Raw genomic sequence first — 16,376 nt, 5'->3', positions numbered from 1 at the left:
GGGCGCCCAGCGGATGCTCGGGCGGCTCCGCGTACGCTGGGGGCATGCCGACCGACACGCCCGAGACGCCCGCGCGCCCCGCGGAGGCCGCAGCGACCCCGCGCGACGGCGCGGTTCGCGAGGCGGGGGCCGGCGGCATCCGCTCGACCAAGCCCCGCCAGGTGCGGCCCAAGACCGAGGGATGGCAGCAGGCCAAGGGGCCCGACGGGCGCCCGCTGCTCCAGTTCGCGTCGCCCAAGCGCGGCAAGCCGCCGGCCCACCTCGCCGACCTCGCACCAGAGGAGTGGACGGCGAAGGCCGAGGAGCTCGGCGTCCCCGCGTTCCGGCTCAAGCAGGTGGCGCGCCACTACTTCACGCGCTGGACGAGCGACCCCGCCGACATGACCGACCTCCCGGCCGCCGGGCGGGAGGAGCTCGTCGCGGGCCTGCTCCCGCCGCTGCTCACCGAGGTGCGCCGTCTCGAGACCGACCGCGGCGACACCATCAAGTTCCTCTGGAAGCTGCACGACGGCGCGCTCGTCGAGTCGGTCCTCATGCGCTACCCCGGCCGCATCACGCTGTGCGTGTCGAGCCAGGCCGGCTGCGGCATGAACTGCCCGTTCTGCGCGACCGGCCAGGCGGGCCTCACGCGCAACATGTCGGCGGCCGAGATCCTCGACCAGGTCGTCGCGGCGAACCGCGTGATCGCGTCGGGCGCGCTGGGCGGCAAGCGAGCCGACGACGGCACGCCCGACCGCGTGTCGAACATCGTCTTCATGGGCATGGGCGAGCCGCTCGCGAACTACGCGCGCCTCATGCGCGCCGTGCGCACCATGGCCGCCCCCGCGCCGAACGGCCTCGGGATGTCGGCGCGCAACATCACCGTCTCGACGGTGGGCCTCGTGCCCGCCATCCGGAAGCTCGCCGACGAGCACATCCCCGTCACGTTCGCACTCAGCCTGCACGCGCCCGACGACGGGCTGCGCGACGAACTCATCCCGGTGAACTCGCGCTGGAAGGTCGACGAGGCGCTCGACGCCGCGCGCGAGTACTTCGAGAAGACCGGGCGCCGCGTCTCGATCGAGTACGCCCTCATCAAGGACATGAACGACCACGGATGGCGCGCCGACCTGCTCGCCGAGAAGCTCAACGAGCGCGGCCGGGGCTGGGTGCACGTCAACCCGATCCCGCTGAACCCGACGCCCGGTTCGATCTGGACCGCGTCCGATCTCGACGTGCAGCACGAGTTCGTGCGGCGGCTCTCCGACGCCGGCATCCCGACGACCATCCGCGACACGCGCGGCAAGGAGATCGACGGCGCCTGCGGTCAGCTCGTCGCCACCGAGGAGGATGCGGCCGCCGCCGCCGCGACGCCGGCGTGAACCCGGCGATCGGCGCCGGTCCGGGCTGCTCCTGAGCCGCCCTCCCCGCCGCAGCCCTACCATTCGTCCATGACCGCCCGCTTCCTGCCCGCAGCGGTCGGCGCCGCGCTCGTCGCCGTGCTCGTCACCGCGTGCACCCCCGAGGTCCGAACGGATGCCACGCCGGCACCCGGCTCGCCCACGACGTCCGCGGCGCCGCCGCCCACGACCGGGCCCGCGACCCCACGAGCGCACCGGCCGACGAGGTCACGTGCGAGGACGTCCTGACGGACGACGAGTACGAGCGCCTCGCCTCGAGCGGGCTGGCGTTGCAGGAGGACGCCTTCCCGCTCGGCCCCGCGGCGTCGGACCTGATCGCCGACGGCGCGCTCGACTGCACCTGGGCGGCGCCCCGGAGCGACGTGGCGCTGTGGGTCGCGCGACTCCCCGAGTCGGATGCGGCGTGGGCGGAGCGTCGGACCGAGCTGCTCGCCGCGGGGTGGACCGAGGCCGACGCACCGTTCCCCGGCACGCTCACCGCGCCCGCGGACTACGACGCGAACTACGTCCCGTCGATGGTGCACGCCGACGGGGTCACGTACTTCGTCAGCACCGCCGAGGTCCTGACGTCCGTCGCCGACCTGTCCTGACCGCGCCGCTCCTCGGGCATCCTCCGGATCGGCGGGCCCGGCTCAGCCGAGGGCCATGCCCTCGGCTGACGACGACGGAGCCGGGTCGGGCAGGCGCCGCATCCGCAGCGCGTTGAGGAGGCCGAGCACCCCGGCGATGAGCGGGACCAGCAGCGCGACCTGCAGCGCGATCGGGCGCGACTCGGTGTTGATGGCGAGGATCTCGTCCTGCACCTCCTCGGGCTCGTCGGCCAGGAGCTCCTCGAGCCCGGTGTTCGACATGAGCTGCGCGTCCTCCTCGAGGACCGTCGCGACCTGCTGCTGCTGCTCCGGGGACAGCACGGTGCTGGCATCCGCTCGTGCACCGAAGGCGAACGCGAGCGTGGCCAGCATGATCGCGCCGGCGAACGCGAGCCCGAACGACAGCCCGAACGATCCGGCGGCCGAGTTCACGCCCGCCGCCTCGCTCACGCGCTCGTCCGAGATGGGCGACAGGGTGTAGTTGTTCAGCTGCGAGACGAGCAGGCCGAGGCCGGCGCCCGCCACGACCAGCGGGATCGCGAGCCACCAGCCCGAGTCGGCGCGCGGCACGATCGGCAGCAGCGCGGCGACTCCGACGACGAGCAGCCCGAAGCCCCAGAGGATGACGTTCGCCGGACGGCCGAGCGTGCGCCGGCCGGCGAGCAGTGCCACGACGAACATCGTGAGCGAGAGCGGCGCGATCGAGATGCCCGCCCACAGCGCGTCGTACTCGAGGACGAGCTGCAGGTACAGCGGCAGCACGATCATCGTCCCGCCGAGCGCGACCTGCTGCAGCAGCTGTCCGCTCACGCCGGTCAGGAATCCCTTCGACTCGAACAGGACCGGATCGATCAGCGTGGGCCGGCTCCGCTGCTTCCGGACGCGCAGCCACCAGACGAGCGTCACGAGCGCGATCGCGCCCACGCCGATGAGCAGTCCGACGTACTGGCCGCCCTCCTGCCAGACGAGGATGCCGAGCACGATGCCGCCCATGCCGACCACCGACAGGGCCGCCCCGCCCCAGTCGACGGCGCGCGAGCCGGTGTACGGCACGTCCTTCACGAGCCGGATCCCCGACAGCACGATCGCGATGATCACGGCCTCCATCAGGAACCCGACGCGCCACGACAGGAAGGTCGTGATGACGCCGCCGATGAGCGGGCCCACCGCGGCCGCGATCGCCGCCGCCGCGCCGACGAGCGCGTAGACGCGCTTCTGGTGCGCTCCGCTGAAGTTGCCATGGATCAGCGACTGCATCGAGGGCAGCAGCAGGGATGCGCCGATCCCGCCGATGATCGCCCAGAACACGATGATGGCGGTCAGGCCCTGCGCGAGGGTCATCGCCACCGCGCCGATCGCGTAGCCGAGCAGGCCGAGGATGTAGGCGAGCTTGCGCCCGATGAGGTCGCCCGTCTTGCCGCCGATGAGGATGAACGCGGCCGAGACGAGCGCCTCGAGCGCGATCGCGCCCTGCACGCCGCTCGCCGTCGTCCCGAGATCGCGCACGACGGCCGAGATCGACACGTTCATGATCGACGTGTCCACCACGAGCACGAACATGGCCATCGCCAGCAGGATCGCGAGCGCGAGGTTGAACTTGCCGGTTCCGGATGGCGCGGCCGCCGCTCCGGACGATGCCGTGGCCATGGCTCATCCGAGCACGCGGGCGGCCCCGGCGACCGGGACCTACGGCCCGCCGCCCGCCCGCGCTCAGGAGCGCACCGCCTCCCTCAGCAGCGAGAGGATCCCCGCGGGTGCCCGGTCGAGCGGCATCCGATCGATCACGGCCGCGCCGAACCACGCCTTGCGGCCGCCCGCCGTGCCCGCGAAGCGCCGCAGCTGCGCCTCGACCGGCCGGTCGCGCTGCAGCACCTGCCCCTGGAACGCCCGGAACCTCGCGAGCTCGCCGGCCTCGGACAGCACCGCCTCGACCGTGGCGGGTCCGGCGGCCCGGATCAGCTCGTCCTCGAGGTCGAGCGAGCAGGCGAAGAAGCCGAGCGCCTCGGCCTCGGCGAGGTCGGCCGGCCGGCCGCGACCGGACTCGTCCAGCATGCGCCGGACCACGTCGAACTCGCCCACGTCGAACAGGCCGAGCACGCGCGGCGCCGGGAGCTCGGCGTCGAGCGCGCCGATGCAGTGCCGCATGTTGGTGACCCCGCCCATGGCCGCGACGCGAACCCCCGCCGCGCCGAGGTCGACGCGGAGCCGGCTCGCGAGCGCGAGGACGGCGCGGTGGTCGCTCTCGCCCTCGACGAGCACCACCGCGCCGGACGTGGTCGTCGCGGCGTCGCGCACGTTCCGACCCTAGCCCCGCCATGGACAGCCGGCCGAGGGAGGCGTATGCTCATGCGGGCCGCGCCACGCGGCATCCGTCGCCTCGATCGGGGGCGCACCCCGGCCCAGTGGGCTCGAGACCGGAAGGAGTGAGCGATGAACACCGTCCTTGTCGCGCGTTTCGCAGACACCCTTCCCTGCGAGGCCGCCCGCTAGCATCCGCGCGGTGGCCTCCACGATCTCGGAGACACCACCGTGAACATGCTGTCGTCACTCGACGATTCCGCCGCGCGATCGCGCGCGGCATCCGCTGCGCTGTTCGGCGCCGCGACCGATTCCCTCGCCTTCGCCGACGTCGAGCCGGGCGAGGACCAGCGCTGGTCGACCTGGCCGGCCACCCAGCCCAGCGAACGCGGCCCCGAGCCGCGGCCCGACTGGGTCGTCACGTCCGCTGCCGCGATCGACACGGAGCTCGGCATCGTGAAGACCGGCAAGGAGGCCGACCTCTGGTTGATCGAGCGCGCCGTGCCCGGCGCGCCCGCCGACGTGCCGGGCAACCGGACCCTGCTCGCCGCGAAGCGGTACCGCGGCGCCGAGCACCGGCTGTTCCATCGCTCGACGGTCTACACCGAGGGCCGTGCGGCGCCGCGTCGGAGCCGCGACGTCCGAGCCGTGCAGCGCTCGTCGACGTACGGTCGCGAGGTCGCACGCACCGAGTGGGCGTACGCCGAGTTCGCCGCGCTGAGCCGGCTCGCGGAACTCGGCGCCGCCGTGCCGTACCCGGTGCAGGTCGGCGAGACCGAGGTGCTCATGGAGTTCATCGGCGAGGGGCGGGTCGCCGCACCGCGCCTCGCGCAGGTCCGGGCCTCGAGCGAGGAGCTGCGCGACCTGTTCCGGCAGGTCGTCGACTTCATGCACACGCTCGCCTTCGCCGGGCTGGCGCACGGCGACCTCTCGCCGTACAACCTCCTCGTGCACCGCGGTCGCGTGGTCGCGATCGACCTGCCGCAGGTCGTCGACGTGGTCGCGAACCCGAACGGGTTCGACCTCCTGCACCGCGATTGCGTGAACGTGTGCGACTGGTTCACGCGGCAGCGGCTCGAGTGCGACGCCGAGGAGCTCTTCGCGGAACTCGTCGGCGACGTGACCGGCTGAGTCGCGGCATCCGGTCGGCGGGGACCCGACACGCCGTCGGCGCGCACGGCCGCGCGGCGCGTCGGGTCGCCCCGCGCGGGCGCGCCCGCGCCCATGGCGCCGGCGGATGCCGCGAGGGGCTGTCGCACTGCGGCGCGGAGGCGCTAGCCTGCACGGGATCGACGCGGATCGGCTCGGCCGGGCGCGCCGTCACCGCCCGTTCACCCCACGCCGGAAGACTCCCCCCATGACCGATCCCCAGCCGCCGGCGGACCGCCACGCGACCGTCACCGCCCCGCACCTGTCGACCGGCGAGCTCCGCGTCCTCACGGGCCTCGAGCTGGCGGCCGACCGCCCGGTGCCCCGCAGGCAGGTGTGGTCGTGGGCGCTGTGGGACTGGGGGACCCAGCCGTTCAACTCGGTGATCCTCACGTTCGTCTTCACCGCGCTCTACCTGACGAGCGACTGGTTCCTCGACCCCGCGATCGCCGAGCTCGGCGAGGGCGACCCGGCGTACGAGCGCGGGCTCGCCGACCTCGCGAGCGGGCTCGGGTGGGCGATCACGATCGCGGGCATCCTCATCGCCGTGCTCGCCCCCGTCCTCGGGCAGCGTGCGGATGCCGCGGGCCGGCGCAAGCTCTGGCTCGGCGGAGCGACGGCCGCGCTCGTCGCCTGCATGTTCGCCCTGTTCTTCGTGCAGGGCTCGCCGCCGTACTTCCTGCTCGGCATCTCGCTCATCGCAGCGGGCACGGTCTTCAGCGAGATCGCGGGCGTGAACTACAACGCGATGCTCGTGCAGGTGTCGACGCCGCGCACCGTCGGCAAGGTGTCGGGGCTCGGATGGGGCCTCGGCTACCTCGGCGGCATCGTGGCACTCGTCCTGGTCGTCGTCGCGACGACGTTCGACTGGTGGGGCATGCCCACCGAGGACGGCCTCGTCTACCGCGTGATCGCGGTCGGCTGCGGCGTCTGGACGCTGCTCTTCGCGTGGCCGGTGCTCGTGTTCGTTCCCGAGGCGCCGCCGGCACCGGGTCGCGAGCGCGTCGGATTCCTCCGCAGCTACGGCGTGCTCGCACAGGACATCGCCCGCCTGTGGCGCGAGGCCCGCCCGACGTTCTGGTTCCTGCTGGCGAGTGCGGTATTCCGCGACGGCCTCGCCGGGGTCTTCGCCTTCGGCGCCGTGATCGCGGCGGTGGTGTTCCACTTCACGGCGAACGAGGTCATGATCTTCGGCATCGCCGCGAACCTGCTCGCCGGCGTGTCGACGATCGTGGCCGGATGGTTCGACGACCGCTTCGGACCGCGCGCGGTGATCCTCACGTCGCTCACCGGACTCGTCGGCGCCGGTCTCGTCGTGTTCTTCCTGCACGACGCGGGCACGACGCCCTTCTGGATCTTCGGCCTCGTGCTCACGCTGTTCGTCGGGCCGGCGCAGGCCGCGTCGCGGTCGTTCCTGGCCCGCGTCACGCCGGCCGGCCGCGAGAGCGAGATCTTCGGGCTGTACGCGACCACGGGCCGCGCCGCGAGCTTCCTCTCGCCACTGCTCTGGTCGTCGTTCATCGCGCTGTTCGGCGCGACCTACTGGGGCATCCTCGGCATCGTGCTCGTGCTGGTCGCCGGCCTGGTGCTCATGCTCTTCGTGCGCGTGCCGAAGCGGGTGACGGATGCCGCATCCGCACCCGTCCCGGACCCCGGAGACGCTCGGGCCTGACCTCAGTGCTCGCGGCCGCGACGCAGCCCGGCTGAGAAGCGTCCGAGCAGGTCGGCGAACACCTCGCGCTCGTCGTCGGAGAAGTCGGCGAGCGCCGCCTCGATCGCCTGCCGGTGCCGCGCTCCCGCGGCGCGCACCGCGGCGGCTCCGGCCGGCGTCAGGCGCACGCGCGTGCGCCGCGCGTCGTCGGGGTCGGCCTCCCGGGCGACGAGTCCGTCGGCGACGGCACCCTGGACCAACCGGCTCGCGCGGGGCTGGTCCACGCCGACGGCCTCCGCGAGTTCGGTGACGGACATCGCGCGCCCCTCGGCGTCGAGCGTGGCGAGCAGGCGGTGCCGGGCGACCGGGCCGAAGCGGAATGCCCAGGGACCTGAGCCGGGACCCCCGTGGCGGTGCGGACCACCGTGTCCGTGCATCGCATCGTGCCCGGTCGGGCCGCCCGATCCTCCCGGAGCATCGGCGTCGTGCGCGTGCGGCCGACCCGACCGAGGATGCGGGCCGCCGCGGCCCTCTGCGGGATGTTCACCGGCCCACGGCGGCCGACCGCCCCGCCGGAGCGAGGCCAGCGCGCGCTCGATGCGGGCCACCGGATCCGGGTCGGTCGGAGCGGTCGGGTCGGTGTCGCGTGCGTCGTCCACCGTGCCACTTTACATGTAACTTGACATGCAGTTCAGTCACATGTCACACTACATGTGCATGCCATATGACATGCAAATCGAGACGCGGCCCTCGCCGCGGCCGCCGCGATCGCGGCTCCCGCTTCGCCCCGGCCGTCCGCCGGGGCGAACATCGCGCCGCACGGCGCATCGGAAGGACCCAGCATGAACACCCCTGACCACCCCGGCATCCCCCAGTCCCCTTCGGACGACGCCCGATCGACTCGCCCGCTCGGGTTCTGGCTGAAGACCGCCGAGCGCGCCATCGAGCGCGAACTCGACGCCCTCTTCGACGACCTCGACGTCACGCCGCGCGAGTGGCGCCTGCTCAACCTCATCGCGGGCGAGGTCCGCGACGAGCGCACGGCGGCGAAGCTCGCGCGCCGGCCCGGGCGCGTCGACGCCCTCGTGGGTCGCGGATGGGCCGGCCGGGCCTCCGACGGCGGCCTGCACCTCACCGACGACGGTCGAGCGATGCTCGCGACCCTCGACGAGCGCGTGCACGACCTCCGCGCGCGGGTCGCCGGCACGGTCTCGACCGACGACTACGCGACCACCCTCGCCACGCTCGAGGCCATCGCCCGCGAGCTCGGATGGAGCGAGGACGCCGCATGGGAATCCGGACGTCGCGGCCGCGGCCGATGGATGGGCCGGAGGCACCGCCGTGCGCACGGGCACGGGCACCCGCACGCGCACGGGGCCGACCACGGGCACGAGCACGGCCCCGAGCGCGGGCACGGGCATCGGCACGGCCGCGCCCATCACGGCCACTGCGGCCACCGCGCCGCGTGAGCCGTCCGCTGCGACGACGACGGCGCGCCGCCCCCGACCGGGAGCGGCGCGCCGTTCGCCTGCCGTGCGGGACCGACTAGGGCAGCACTCGCACGGTCACCTCCGCCGTCGTGGTGTTGCCGCTCGGGTCGGTCGCCTCGAAGACGAAGGTGTACGAGGTGCCGTAGCGCGCGAGCACCTCGGCCTGATCGTCGGAGAGGATGCGGCCCTCGGCCTTGTGCCCTTCGGCCACGACCTCGACCAGCTCGACCTCGACCTCGCCCGAGTCATCCGTGGCCGTGATGTCGAAGTCGATCGTGCGCCACTTGTTGTTCGGCGGGAAGACCTCCGACGGGTCCGCGGCGACCTCGAGCTCCGGCGCGATGAAGTCGAAGCCGACGATCACCGGGTCGTGGTCGCTCGAGCGGTACGGGTCGGCTTCGAAGAGCGCGTCCTGGGCCGGCTTCTTGAACTGCATGGTGTAGTCGAGCAGGTCCGGCTCGTCGGCGTTGATCCGCCAGTCGGCGGCGCCGGTCACGCGCGGCGTGAGCCCGGGCCCGGACAGCGCGTAGTCGAGGTAGCCGACCTGGCCGTCGAACACGTAGGAGTAGGCCTCCTCGCCCTGCTCCTGCAGGAGCAGGTCGGTGTACCCGGCACCGACGAACACGTCGATCGGGTCCTCCTTGTCATAGGAGTTCAGGTCGCCGATGATCAGCTCGTCGCCGGGCTCCGCATCGGTGGGACCGGTGGCCAGCCAGTCGACCATCGCCTCGGCGGCGGCCGTGCGCGTCAGGTTGCAGTTGCCCTGGCCGTCGCCCGTGTCCGGGTCGCCGGCGCAGGCCGATCCCTTCGACTTGAGGTGGTTCACGACGACCGCGATCGTCTCGCCCGATTCCACGTCGGTGAACGCCTGCGCGAGGGCGGGGCGGTTCGCGTCGTCGTTGAACCGCGGGTCGACCGTGGAGTCGAGTACGGCGAAGTCCCCGGCCGGCTGGACCTCGGTCGGCTTGTAGATGAGCGCCGTCGTGATGACGTCGGTGCCCAGCTTGCCGGTCGAGATGAAGTCGTAGGTTCCGGCGCCGACGACGTCGTTGAGGGCGTCGACGAGCGTCCCGACGGCGACGTCGCCGTTGTTCTCGATCTCGATCAGGCCGAACACGTCGGCGTCGATGGCGGCGAGCGCCGCGACGATCTTCGCCTCCTGCCGCTCGAACTCCTCCTGCGTGATGGCGCCTCGGGAGTTCAGCGTCGTGAAGTAGTTCAGGACGTTGAAGCTCGCGACGGTGAAGTTCCCGCCGACGTCGGGCACGCCCGGACGGAGGTTGACGGCCTCGTAGTCCGCGCCCTGGGTCGGCTGGATGCGCCACTTGCTGAACGCGAAGTCGAGCACGCCCGTGACGTTCGTCACGAGGTCGCCGCCGCGGAACGTGTTCTCGAGCGTGAACTCCTCGCCGTTCGGGTGGATGGCGGGGTCGGGGTTCGAGGCGCTCCGCCCGTCGTCCAGCGTGATGCGGTTGGCCGCGTTCGCCGCCGCGAGCGCGATCGCCTCGGTCGACTCGGGCTCGAAGGTGGCGGTCGGCTGCAGCTGCCGTTCGGTGCCGAGCACGATCTCGCCGAACCGGTCGAATTCGAAGTACTCGAGGATGGTCAGCGTGTCGGGCATCGTCACGTACATGCCCTCGAGCGCCTCGTACGCGGCCGGCACGACGGGCAGGTGGAGCTCCGCGGCCTCCGGGAGCGCGACGTCGCCCGGGCAGACCGCGGCGTCGATCGCCGAGATCCGCGTCATGCCGAAGTTCTCGCCCGCGGTGCCGACGACGTGGACGGAGTCGCCCTCCTCGACGGGCTCGGACGAAGCGACGAAGATGCCGTCGGACGTTGCCGGGTCGCCGTCGCCCGCATCCTGCAGGAAGAAGCCGCCCAGGCCGCCGTCCTCCTGGAAGTCGCCCACGACGACGCCCTCGACGCGAACGGTCTGGCCGCTGACGGGAGTGGCCGTCCCGCTGCCCTGCACGGACCCGATCGCCACGACGTCGGCGTCGCAGTCCGCCTCGGGCGGGGGCGGCGGCGCCTCGCACGTCGACGAGTGCGCGCCGAGACCGTCGAAGGTGTCGCTCGCGAAGCCGACCCACTGGACGGAGGGGTCGAACGGGTCGCTCGGGTTCGTGTCGCCGGCGCAGAACGCGTTGCCGCGGCGCAGCGTGTTGTCGGCGGTGGAGGTGAGCCCGGAGCCCCACTCGCTGCCGGGGTCGAACCCGGTCTGGCCGAACGCGTCGACGACCGCGTCGGCCTTCGTGAGCACCACGGCGTCGTCGCCGTTGAACCAGCCGGACCCGTTGGTCTGGTCGGCCGCGGCCAGGATCGTCGCGTTCGCCGAGGCCTGCGCGACGACGTGCACGTCGCCCGCGGCCACCGTGCCGCTGAGCGGGATGGTCAGCCCGGGGGCCGCCGAGCCGTTGAAGTAGAACTTCAGGTCGTAGTCGCCGGCACCGAGGTCGATCGGACCGGCGGTGAGGTTGGAGATCTCGATGGCCTTGTTGTTCGAGCTGCCTTCGATGTACTCGCTGATGAACAGCTCGGTCGGCGTCGCGGCCTGGGCCACGGCGGCGGGCACGACCGCCAGCCCGACGGCCATCAGCGAAGCGGTCGCGACAGCGACAGTGGGACGACGTAGAAGGCGTTTCATCGGGGCTCCTCACGCAACCCGGGATGGGCCACCATGACCCCCCGGACGCGCGTCAGCCTAGGGAACCGACCCGGTGCAGGGAAGATGCGTCACGAGACGTTCACGGGAACCACGCCAATGTGCAGCGTCGGCCGCGAGATCTGCTCAGATGAGCAACCGACCTCAGTCGCCCGCCTGACCCCGGGCGTTGTAGACCACCGCGTCCGACGCGCCGAACGCGCGGAACACGTCGATCGCGGCATCCCGCCGCACGTTCGTGCGCACGGCGATGCCTCGGCGCTCGAACTCGCCGATCCAGTCCGCGGGCATCGGTCCCTCGTCGAATCCGGTGAGCTGCTGGCACTCCTCGCCGTGCCCGGCGAGCACGAGCGCCCGCACGCCGGACCACATGGTGGCTCCGTAGCACATGACGCAGGTCGCCCAGTTGACGACGAGCTCGAGCTGCGCGCCGTCCGCCCCCAGGTCCCAGCGCCCGAGCCGGGACTGCGCGAGGCTCAGGGCGGTCACCTCCGCATGGGTCGAGCTGAGCCCGCTCGACAGCACGACGTTCACGCCGACCGAGACGAGCCGACCGGATGCCGCGTCCACGACGAGCGCGGCGAACGGGCCGCCGTTGCCCGCCCGCCAGTTGCGGTCGGCGAGCTCGATCGCGAGGCCGACCCGGGCCTCGTCGTCGGGAAGCACCGTCTCGGCCAGCCTCGGCAGCTCGTCGACGAGCCAGTCGGGCAGGGAGGCGGAGAACGACGTCGGCAGCGGCGCGGCATCCATACCGCCATTCTGTCGGGACCCGCCTGCGAACCACCCGCATTCGAGACGACGGAGGACGATCAGCGCCGCTGCTGCTCGTCGCCGGACAGCCGCTGCGCCAGGTAGATGGGGATGATCGACACGAGCACGAGCACCACCGCGATCACCGCCACGATCGGCGCCTGGCTCGGCCGGAACATGTTGTTCAGGATGAAGATCGGCAGCGTCGTCACCCCCGACCCGGCCGTGAACGTCGTCACGATGATCTCGTCGAACGAGAGCGCGAACGCGAGCAGGCCCCCCGCGAGCAGCGCGGACCGCAGCTGCGGGAACGTCACGAGCCGGAACGTCGTCCACACGCCCGCGCCGAGGTCGGCCGAGGCCTCCTCGAGCTTCGTGCCCGTGCGGCGCAGTCGGGCGATGACGTTGTTGAACACCGTGACGATGCAGAACGTGGCGTGGGCGATCACGACCGTCCAGATCGACAGCGGGATGCCCATGATCGTGCGGAAGAAGTTGTTCAGCGCGATACCCGTGATGATGCCCGGCAGCGCGATCGGCAGGATCACGAGCAGGTTCACCGTCTGCCGGCCGAAGAAGTCGAAGCGCTGCAACGCGAACGAGATGAGCGTGCCGAGCACGAGCGCGATCGCCGTCGAGATGAGCGCGACGACGACGCTCGTGCCGACGGCGTCCATGGCGCCCTCGGAGGCGAACGCGCGGCGCCACCACTCGAGCGTGAACCCCGGCGGCGGCCACGACAGCGAGGTCGACGTCGAGAACGAGTTGACGAGCACCACGAGCAGGGGCACGTAGACGAGCACGAGGATGAGGCCGGCCACGGCGCCCAGCGTCGTGCGCGAGAGTCGGGAGAGTCGCATCCGTTCGCCCCTACAGGTTGTCGAGCGCACCCGTGCGACGCACGAGCGCGAGGTAGCCGAAGATGATCGCGATCGGGATGAGCGCGATCGCCGCCGCGAGCGGCAGGTTGTTCGCCGCGCCGACGTTCGTGTACACGAGGTTGCCGAGCATCTGGCTCGCGCCGCCGACGATGTTCACCGTGATGTAGTCGCCGAGCGACAGCGAGAAGCTGAAGATCGTGCCGGCGATGATCGCGGGCATCGCGAGCGGGAGCACGACGTGGCGCACGGTCGGCCAGGTCTTGCCGCCCAGGTCGGCGGACGCCTCGAGCAGCGAGTCGGGGACGCGCTCGAGCCCCGCGTAGATGGGCAGGATCACGTACGGCAGCCACAGGTACGACAGCGTGATGACCGTCGCCGGCAGGCCGTACCCGGGCGTGTGCAGCCCGAACGGCGCGAGCACCCACTCGAGGATGCCGTCCTGCGAGAGCACCGAGCGCCACGCGTACGCCTTGACGAGGTAGCTCGCCCAGAGCGGCATGAGCACGGCGATGACCAGGATGCGGCGCGCCCGCGGGGATGCGACCTTCGCCATGTAGAACGCGATGGGCAGCGCGAGGGCGACGTCGATGATCGTGACGAGCAGCGCGACGCCGATCGTGCGGAACGTGACCGTCTGGTAGAGCGAGCCGGTGAGCACCGTGACGATGTTGTCGATCGTCCATTCGGTCTTGATCTGGCCGGTGAAGCTGTCGACCGTCCAGAACGCGGTGACGAGCAGTGCCGCGAGCGCCACCACGTACACGAGTCCCAGCCAGAACAGCGGGGCCGAGAGCAGCAGCGCGAGCCGCATCCGGGGGTGGGTGCTGAGGAACACCGACGTGCGGCGGGCCGGGGTGGCCCTGGGGCGGCGGATGGCGCTGCGGGAGCCGTCGTCGCGGTCGGAGCCGCGGACGGGGGCGGGTGCCGTCGCGTTCGTCGTCATTCGTGCTTTCCTGTCGAGGTGCGGATGGGCGGGGTGCGGGTCGAGGGGGCCTTGGGGCCGTCTCGAGACCAGGGGGGAGGCCCCGAGACGGCTGCGAGCAGCCTCCTCGACCCGCGTCGGCGTCAGCCCTTGATCTCCTGCCAGGCCGCCGTCCACTGGGAGTAGTCGACGCACTCGACGTCGGTGCGACCGTCGACGCACTCGGCGATCGGAGTGGTCCAGTACCAGATCTTCGAGGCGAACTCCTCGTCACCGGCGTTGAACGCCTCGCACGAGCCCTCGCTGCGGAACTCGCAGGCCTCCTGGTTGGACGGCGCCTCGCCGAAGTACTCGGTCGCGGCGGCGTTCGCCTCGGGGCTCGCGATGTAGTTCAGCCACTCGTACGCGCAGTTGGGGTTCGCGGCGTCGGAGGCGATCATCCAGGTGTCCGACCAGCCGGTCGCGCCCTCCTCGGGCAGCACGACCTCGGTGGGCGCGCCAGACGAGGCCAGCACGTTCTGGATGACCTGCCAGGTCGTGCCGACGACCGAGTCACCGGTCTCGAACGCCTGGATCTCCTTGAGGTAGTCGGACCAGTACTCGCCGACGTGCTGGCGCTGCTCCTTCAGCAGGTCGACGGCGGCCTGGAACTGCTCCTCGTCGAGCGCGTACGGGTTCTCGATGCCGAGCTCGGGCTGGTGGTGCATGAGGTACACCGCCGCATCCGCGATGTAGATGGGCGAGTCGTACGCGGTCACCTTGCCGGAGTTCTCGCTCGCGCGGTCGAAGACCACGTCCCACGACGTGGGCGCCTCGGGGAACACCTCGGTGCTGTACATCAGCAGGTTCGCGCCGTACCCGTGCGGCACGCCGTAGGACTGCCCGTCGACGGAGTTCCACTCCTTGTCCTTCAGGAAGTCGTAGATGCCCTCGTAGTTCGGGATGAGGTCGGTGTTCACCGGCTGCACCTCGCCGCCCGCGATGAGGCGCAGGGTGGCGTCGCCGGATGCCGCGACGACGTCGTAGTCGCCGGTCTTCATGAGGTTCACGGCCTCGTCGGAGGTGCCGTACGTCTTCGAGGTGACCTCGCAGCCGGTCTCCTCCTCGAACGGGGTCACCCAGTCGACGGCGGGGTCGTTCGAGCCGTCCTCGACGTAGCCCGGCCACGCGAGGATCGAGACCTGGCCCTCGGGCTCGCCGAGCTCGGTCGCCGCGTCCTCGGTGGCGGCCGGCTCGCCCGAGGTGGTGCCGCAGGCGGTGAGGGTGAGCAACGCGATCGAGCCGATCGCGAGGCCGACGGTCGCGCCGCGGCGCGCCGTGCGCGGGATGCGCATCATGGTTCTCTCCTGGTTTCTCTGTGGGTGGGTGGTGTGGTGCAGGTGCGGGTCGAGCAGGCCGGAGGCCGTCTCGAGGCCCTAGGCGGCGGGCGCCGGCGCGGCGGCATCCGCCCCGCCGAGGGCGATCACGTCGTCGTCGTGCCAGCTGACGACCACGCGGTCGCCGCGGTCCTCGTCGTGGACCCGGTTGCGGTCGTTCTGCTCGAGCACGCTGATGCGCGTGCCCGCGTCGAGGTCGACCACGAGGCGGATGCCGCTGCCGAGGTAGATCGTCTCGACGACGGTGCCCGGCGCGTTGCGGATGCCGGCTCCGGTCTCGCCGGCGCCGACGGTCATCTTCTCGGGGCGCACCGAGTGCACGCCGCCGCGACCGAGGAGGGCCTGGGAGACGCGGTCGTCGAACAGGTTCGAGGTGCCCACGAAGTCGGCGACGAAGCGCGAGCTCGGCCGCTCGTAGAGCTCGGCGGGGGTGCCGAGCTGCTCGATGCGGCCGTTGTTGAAGACGGCGACGCGGTCGGAGAGGGTGAGCGCCTCCTCCTGGTCGTGCGTGACGAAGATGAAGGTGATGCCGAGGTCGCGCTGGATCTGCTTGAGCTCGACCTGCATCTGCTCGCGCAGCTTGAGGTCGAGCGCGCCGAGCGGCTCGTCGAGCAGGAGCACCTTGGGCTGCACGACGGTGGCGCGGGCGAGGGCGACGCGCTGCCGCTGGCCGCCGGAGAGCTGCGCGGGCTTGCGGTCGGCCATCTGCTCGAGGCGGACGGACGCCAGCGCGCGGCGCGCGCGCTCGTTGCGCTCGGCCCTGCCGATGCCGCGCACGCGGAGTCCGTAGGCGACGTTGTCGAGGACGTTCATGTGCGGGAAGAGGGCGTAGTCCTGGAAGACCGTGTTCACGTCGCGATCGAAGGGCGCGCGCTTCGTGACGTCGTCGCCGAACAGCTCGATCGTGCCGTCGGTGGGCTGCTCGAACCCGGCGATCAGGCGCAGCACGGTGGTCTTGCCCGACCCGGAGGGGCCGAGCATCGAGAAGAACTCCCCCGCACCGATCTCGAGATCGACGTGGTCGACGGCGGTGACGGCGCCGAACTCCTTCGTGAGCCCGGTGAGCCGGATGGCCGGCTGCTGGTCGGTCATTGACGATCTCCTTCGATGTCGATGGGGAAAATCATATGGCTTCATATGTCATAGTCCATAGGCCCGTGTTACGGTCTGATCACGGAAGCGGCCCGATCCGCCCCCAATCCGGGGG

At 71.7% G+C, this 16,376-nt stretch carries 14 protein-coding genes; 5 read left to right on the top strand and 9 right to left on the bottom strand.

The window, feature by feature from the left end:
• Window positions 1–44: 44 nt before the first annotated feature.
• The gene (rlmN, locus tag WBQ80_RS07830) at window positions 45–1,361 is read left to right on the top strand and encodes a 23S rRNA (adenine(2503)-C(2))-methyltransferase RlmN (protein WP_336571460.1); all 1,317 of its coding nucleotides are present in this window, start codon (window positions 45–47) and stop codon (window positions 1,359–1,361) included.
• 131 nt (window positions 1,362–1,492) lie between these two features.
• The gene (locus WBQ80_RS07825; RefSeq protein WP_336571461.1) at window positions 1,493–1,990 is read left to right on the top strand and encodes a hypothetical protein; all 498 of its coding nucleotides are present in this window, start codon (window positions 1,493–1,495) and stop codon (window positions 1,988–1,990) included.
• Window positions 1,991–2,032: 42 nt separating this feature from the next.
• On the opposite strand, the gene WBQ80_RS07820 is transcribed toward WBQ80_RS07825, so the two are convergent.
• Window positions 2,033–3,637 (bottom strand): MFS transporter, encoded by a 1,605-nt coding sequence (locus WBQ80_RS07820; protein WP_442892683.1) that lies wholly within the window; start codon window positions 3,635–3,637, stop codon window positions 2,033–2,035.
• Window positions 3,638–3,700: 63 nt separating this feature from the next.
• Window positions 3,701–4,285, bottom strand: a complete 585-nt coding sequence (locus WBQ80_RS07815) for a TOPRIM nucleotidyl transferase/hydrolase domain-containing protein (protein ID WP_336571462.1) — start codon at window positions 4,283–4,285, stop codon at window positions 3,701–3,703.
• A 240-nt stretch (window positions 4,286–4,525) separates the two neighbouring features.
• Here WBQ80_RS07815 and WBQ80_RS07810 point away from each other — a divergent pair, with 240 nt between their 5' ends.
• A complete protein-coding gene (locus tag WBQ80_RS07810; RefSeq protein WP_336571463.1) occupies window positions 4,526–5,419 on the top strand; it encodes a serine protein kinase RIO in 894 nt (297 codons plus the stop codon).
• Window positions 5,420–5,645: 226 nt separating this feature from the next.
• Window positions 5,646–7,109: an MFS transporter gene (locus tag WBQ80_RS07805; RefSeq protein WP_336571464.1), complete on the top strand. Its 1,464-nt coding sequence runs from the start codon at window positions 5,646–5,648 to the stop codon at window positions 7,107–7,109.
• A gap of 2 nt (window positions 7,110–7,111) precedes the next feature.
• Here WBQ80_RS07805 and WBQ80_RS07800 read toward each other — a convergent pair whose 3' ends face one another.
• Complete coding sequence (locus WBQ80_RS07800) at window positions 7,112–7,525, bottom strand: MarR family winged helix-turn-helix transcriptional regulator (RefSeq protein ID WP_336571465.1); 414 nt, start codon at window positions 7,523–7,525, stop codon at window positions 7,112–7,114.
• Between the two features lie 405 nt (window positions 7,526–7,930).
• Between WBQ80_RS07800 and WBQ80_RS07795 the strand changes: the two genes are divergently transcribed.
• Window positions 7,931–8,557 carry a MarR family winged helix-turn-helix transcriptional regulator gene (locus WBQ80_RS07795; protein WP_336571466.1) on the top strand — a complete coding sequence of 209 codons (627 nt, stop codon included), beginning with the start codon at window positions 7,931–7,933 and terminating at the stop codon, window positions 8,555–8,557.
• A gap of 76 nt (window positions 8,558–8,633) precedes the next feature.
• Here WBQ80_RS07795 and WBQ80_RS07790 read toward each other — a convergent pair whose 3' ends face one another.
• The 6 genes from WBQ80_RS07790 to WBQ80_RS07765 all read right to left on the bottom strand — a co-directional run bounded on the left by WBQ80_RS07790 (window position 8,634) and on the right by WBQ80_RS07765 (window position 16,261).
• Window positions 8,634–11,171: an ExeM/NucH family extracellular endonuclease gene (locus WBQ80_RS07790; protein ID WP_336571467.1), complete on the bottom strand. Its 2,538-nt coding sequence runs from the start codon at window positions 11,169–11,171 to the stop codon at window positions 8,634–8,636.
• A 213-nt stretch (window positions 11,172–11,384) separates the two neighbouring features.
• On the bottom strand, window positions 11,385–11,990 hold the full coding sequence (locus WBQ80_RS07785; protein ID WP_336571468.1) for a nucleoside deaminase: 606 nt from the start codon (window positions 11,988–11,990) through the stop codon (window positions 11,385–11,387).
• A 59-nt stretch (window positions 11,991–12,049) separates the two neighbouring features.
• Window positions 12,050–12,850 carry an ABC transporter permease gene (locus tag WBQ80_RS07780; protein WP_336571469.1) on the bottom strand — a complete coding sequence of 267 codons (801 nt, stop codon included), beginning with the start codon at window positions 12,848–12,850 and terminating at the stop codon, window positions 12,050–12,052.
• A 10-nt stretch (window positions 12,851–12,860) separates the two neighbouring features.
• On the bottom strand, window positions 12,861–13,814 hold the full coding sequence (locus WBQ80_RS07775) for an ABC transporter permease (RefSeq protein ID WP_336571470.1): 954 nt from the start codon (window positions 13,812–13,814) through the stop codon (window positions 12,861–12,863).
• A gap of 122 nt (window positions 13,815–13,936) precedes the next feature.
• Complete coding sequence (locus WBQ80_RS07770) at window positions 13,937–15,130, bottom strand: ABC transporter substrate-binding protein (protein WP_336571471.1); 1,194 nt, start codon at window positions 15,128–15,130, stop codon at window positions 13,937–13,939.
• 78 nt (window positions 15,131–15,208) lie between these two features.
• Entirely contained in the window at window positions 15,209–16,261 is a 1,053-nt protein-coding gene (locus tag WBQ80_RS07765; protein WP_336571472.1) for an ABC transporter ATP-binding protein, read from the bottom strand.
• Window positions 16,262–16,376: the final 115 nt, after the last annotated feature.

It is taken from the genome of Agromyces sp. CCNWLW213 (assembly GCF_037199545.1).
Classification (GTDB): Bacteria; Actinomycetota; Actinomycetes; order Actinomycetales; family Microbacteriaceae; genus Agromyces.
This window is presented reverse-complemented; position numbering and strand designations above follow the sequence as displayed.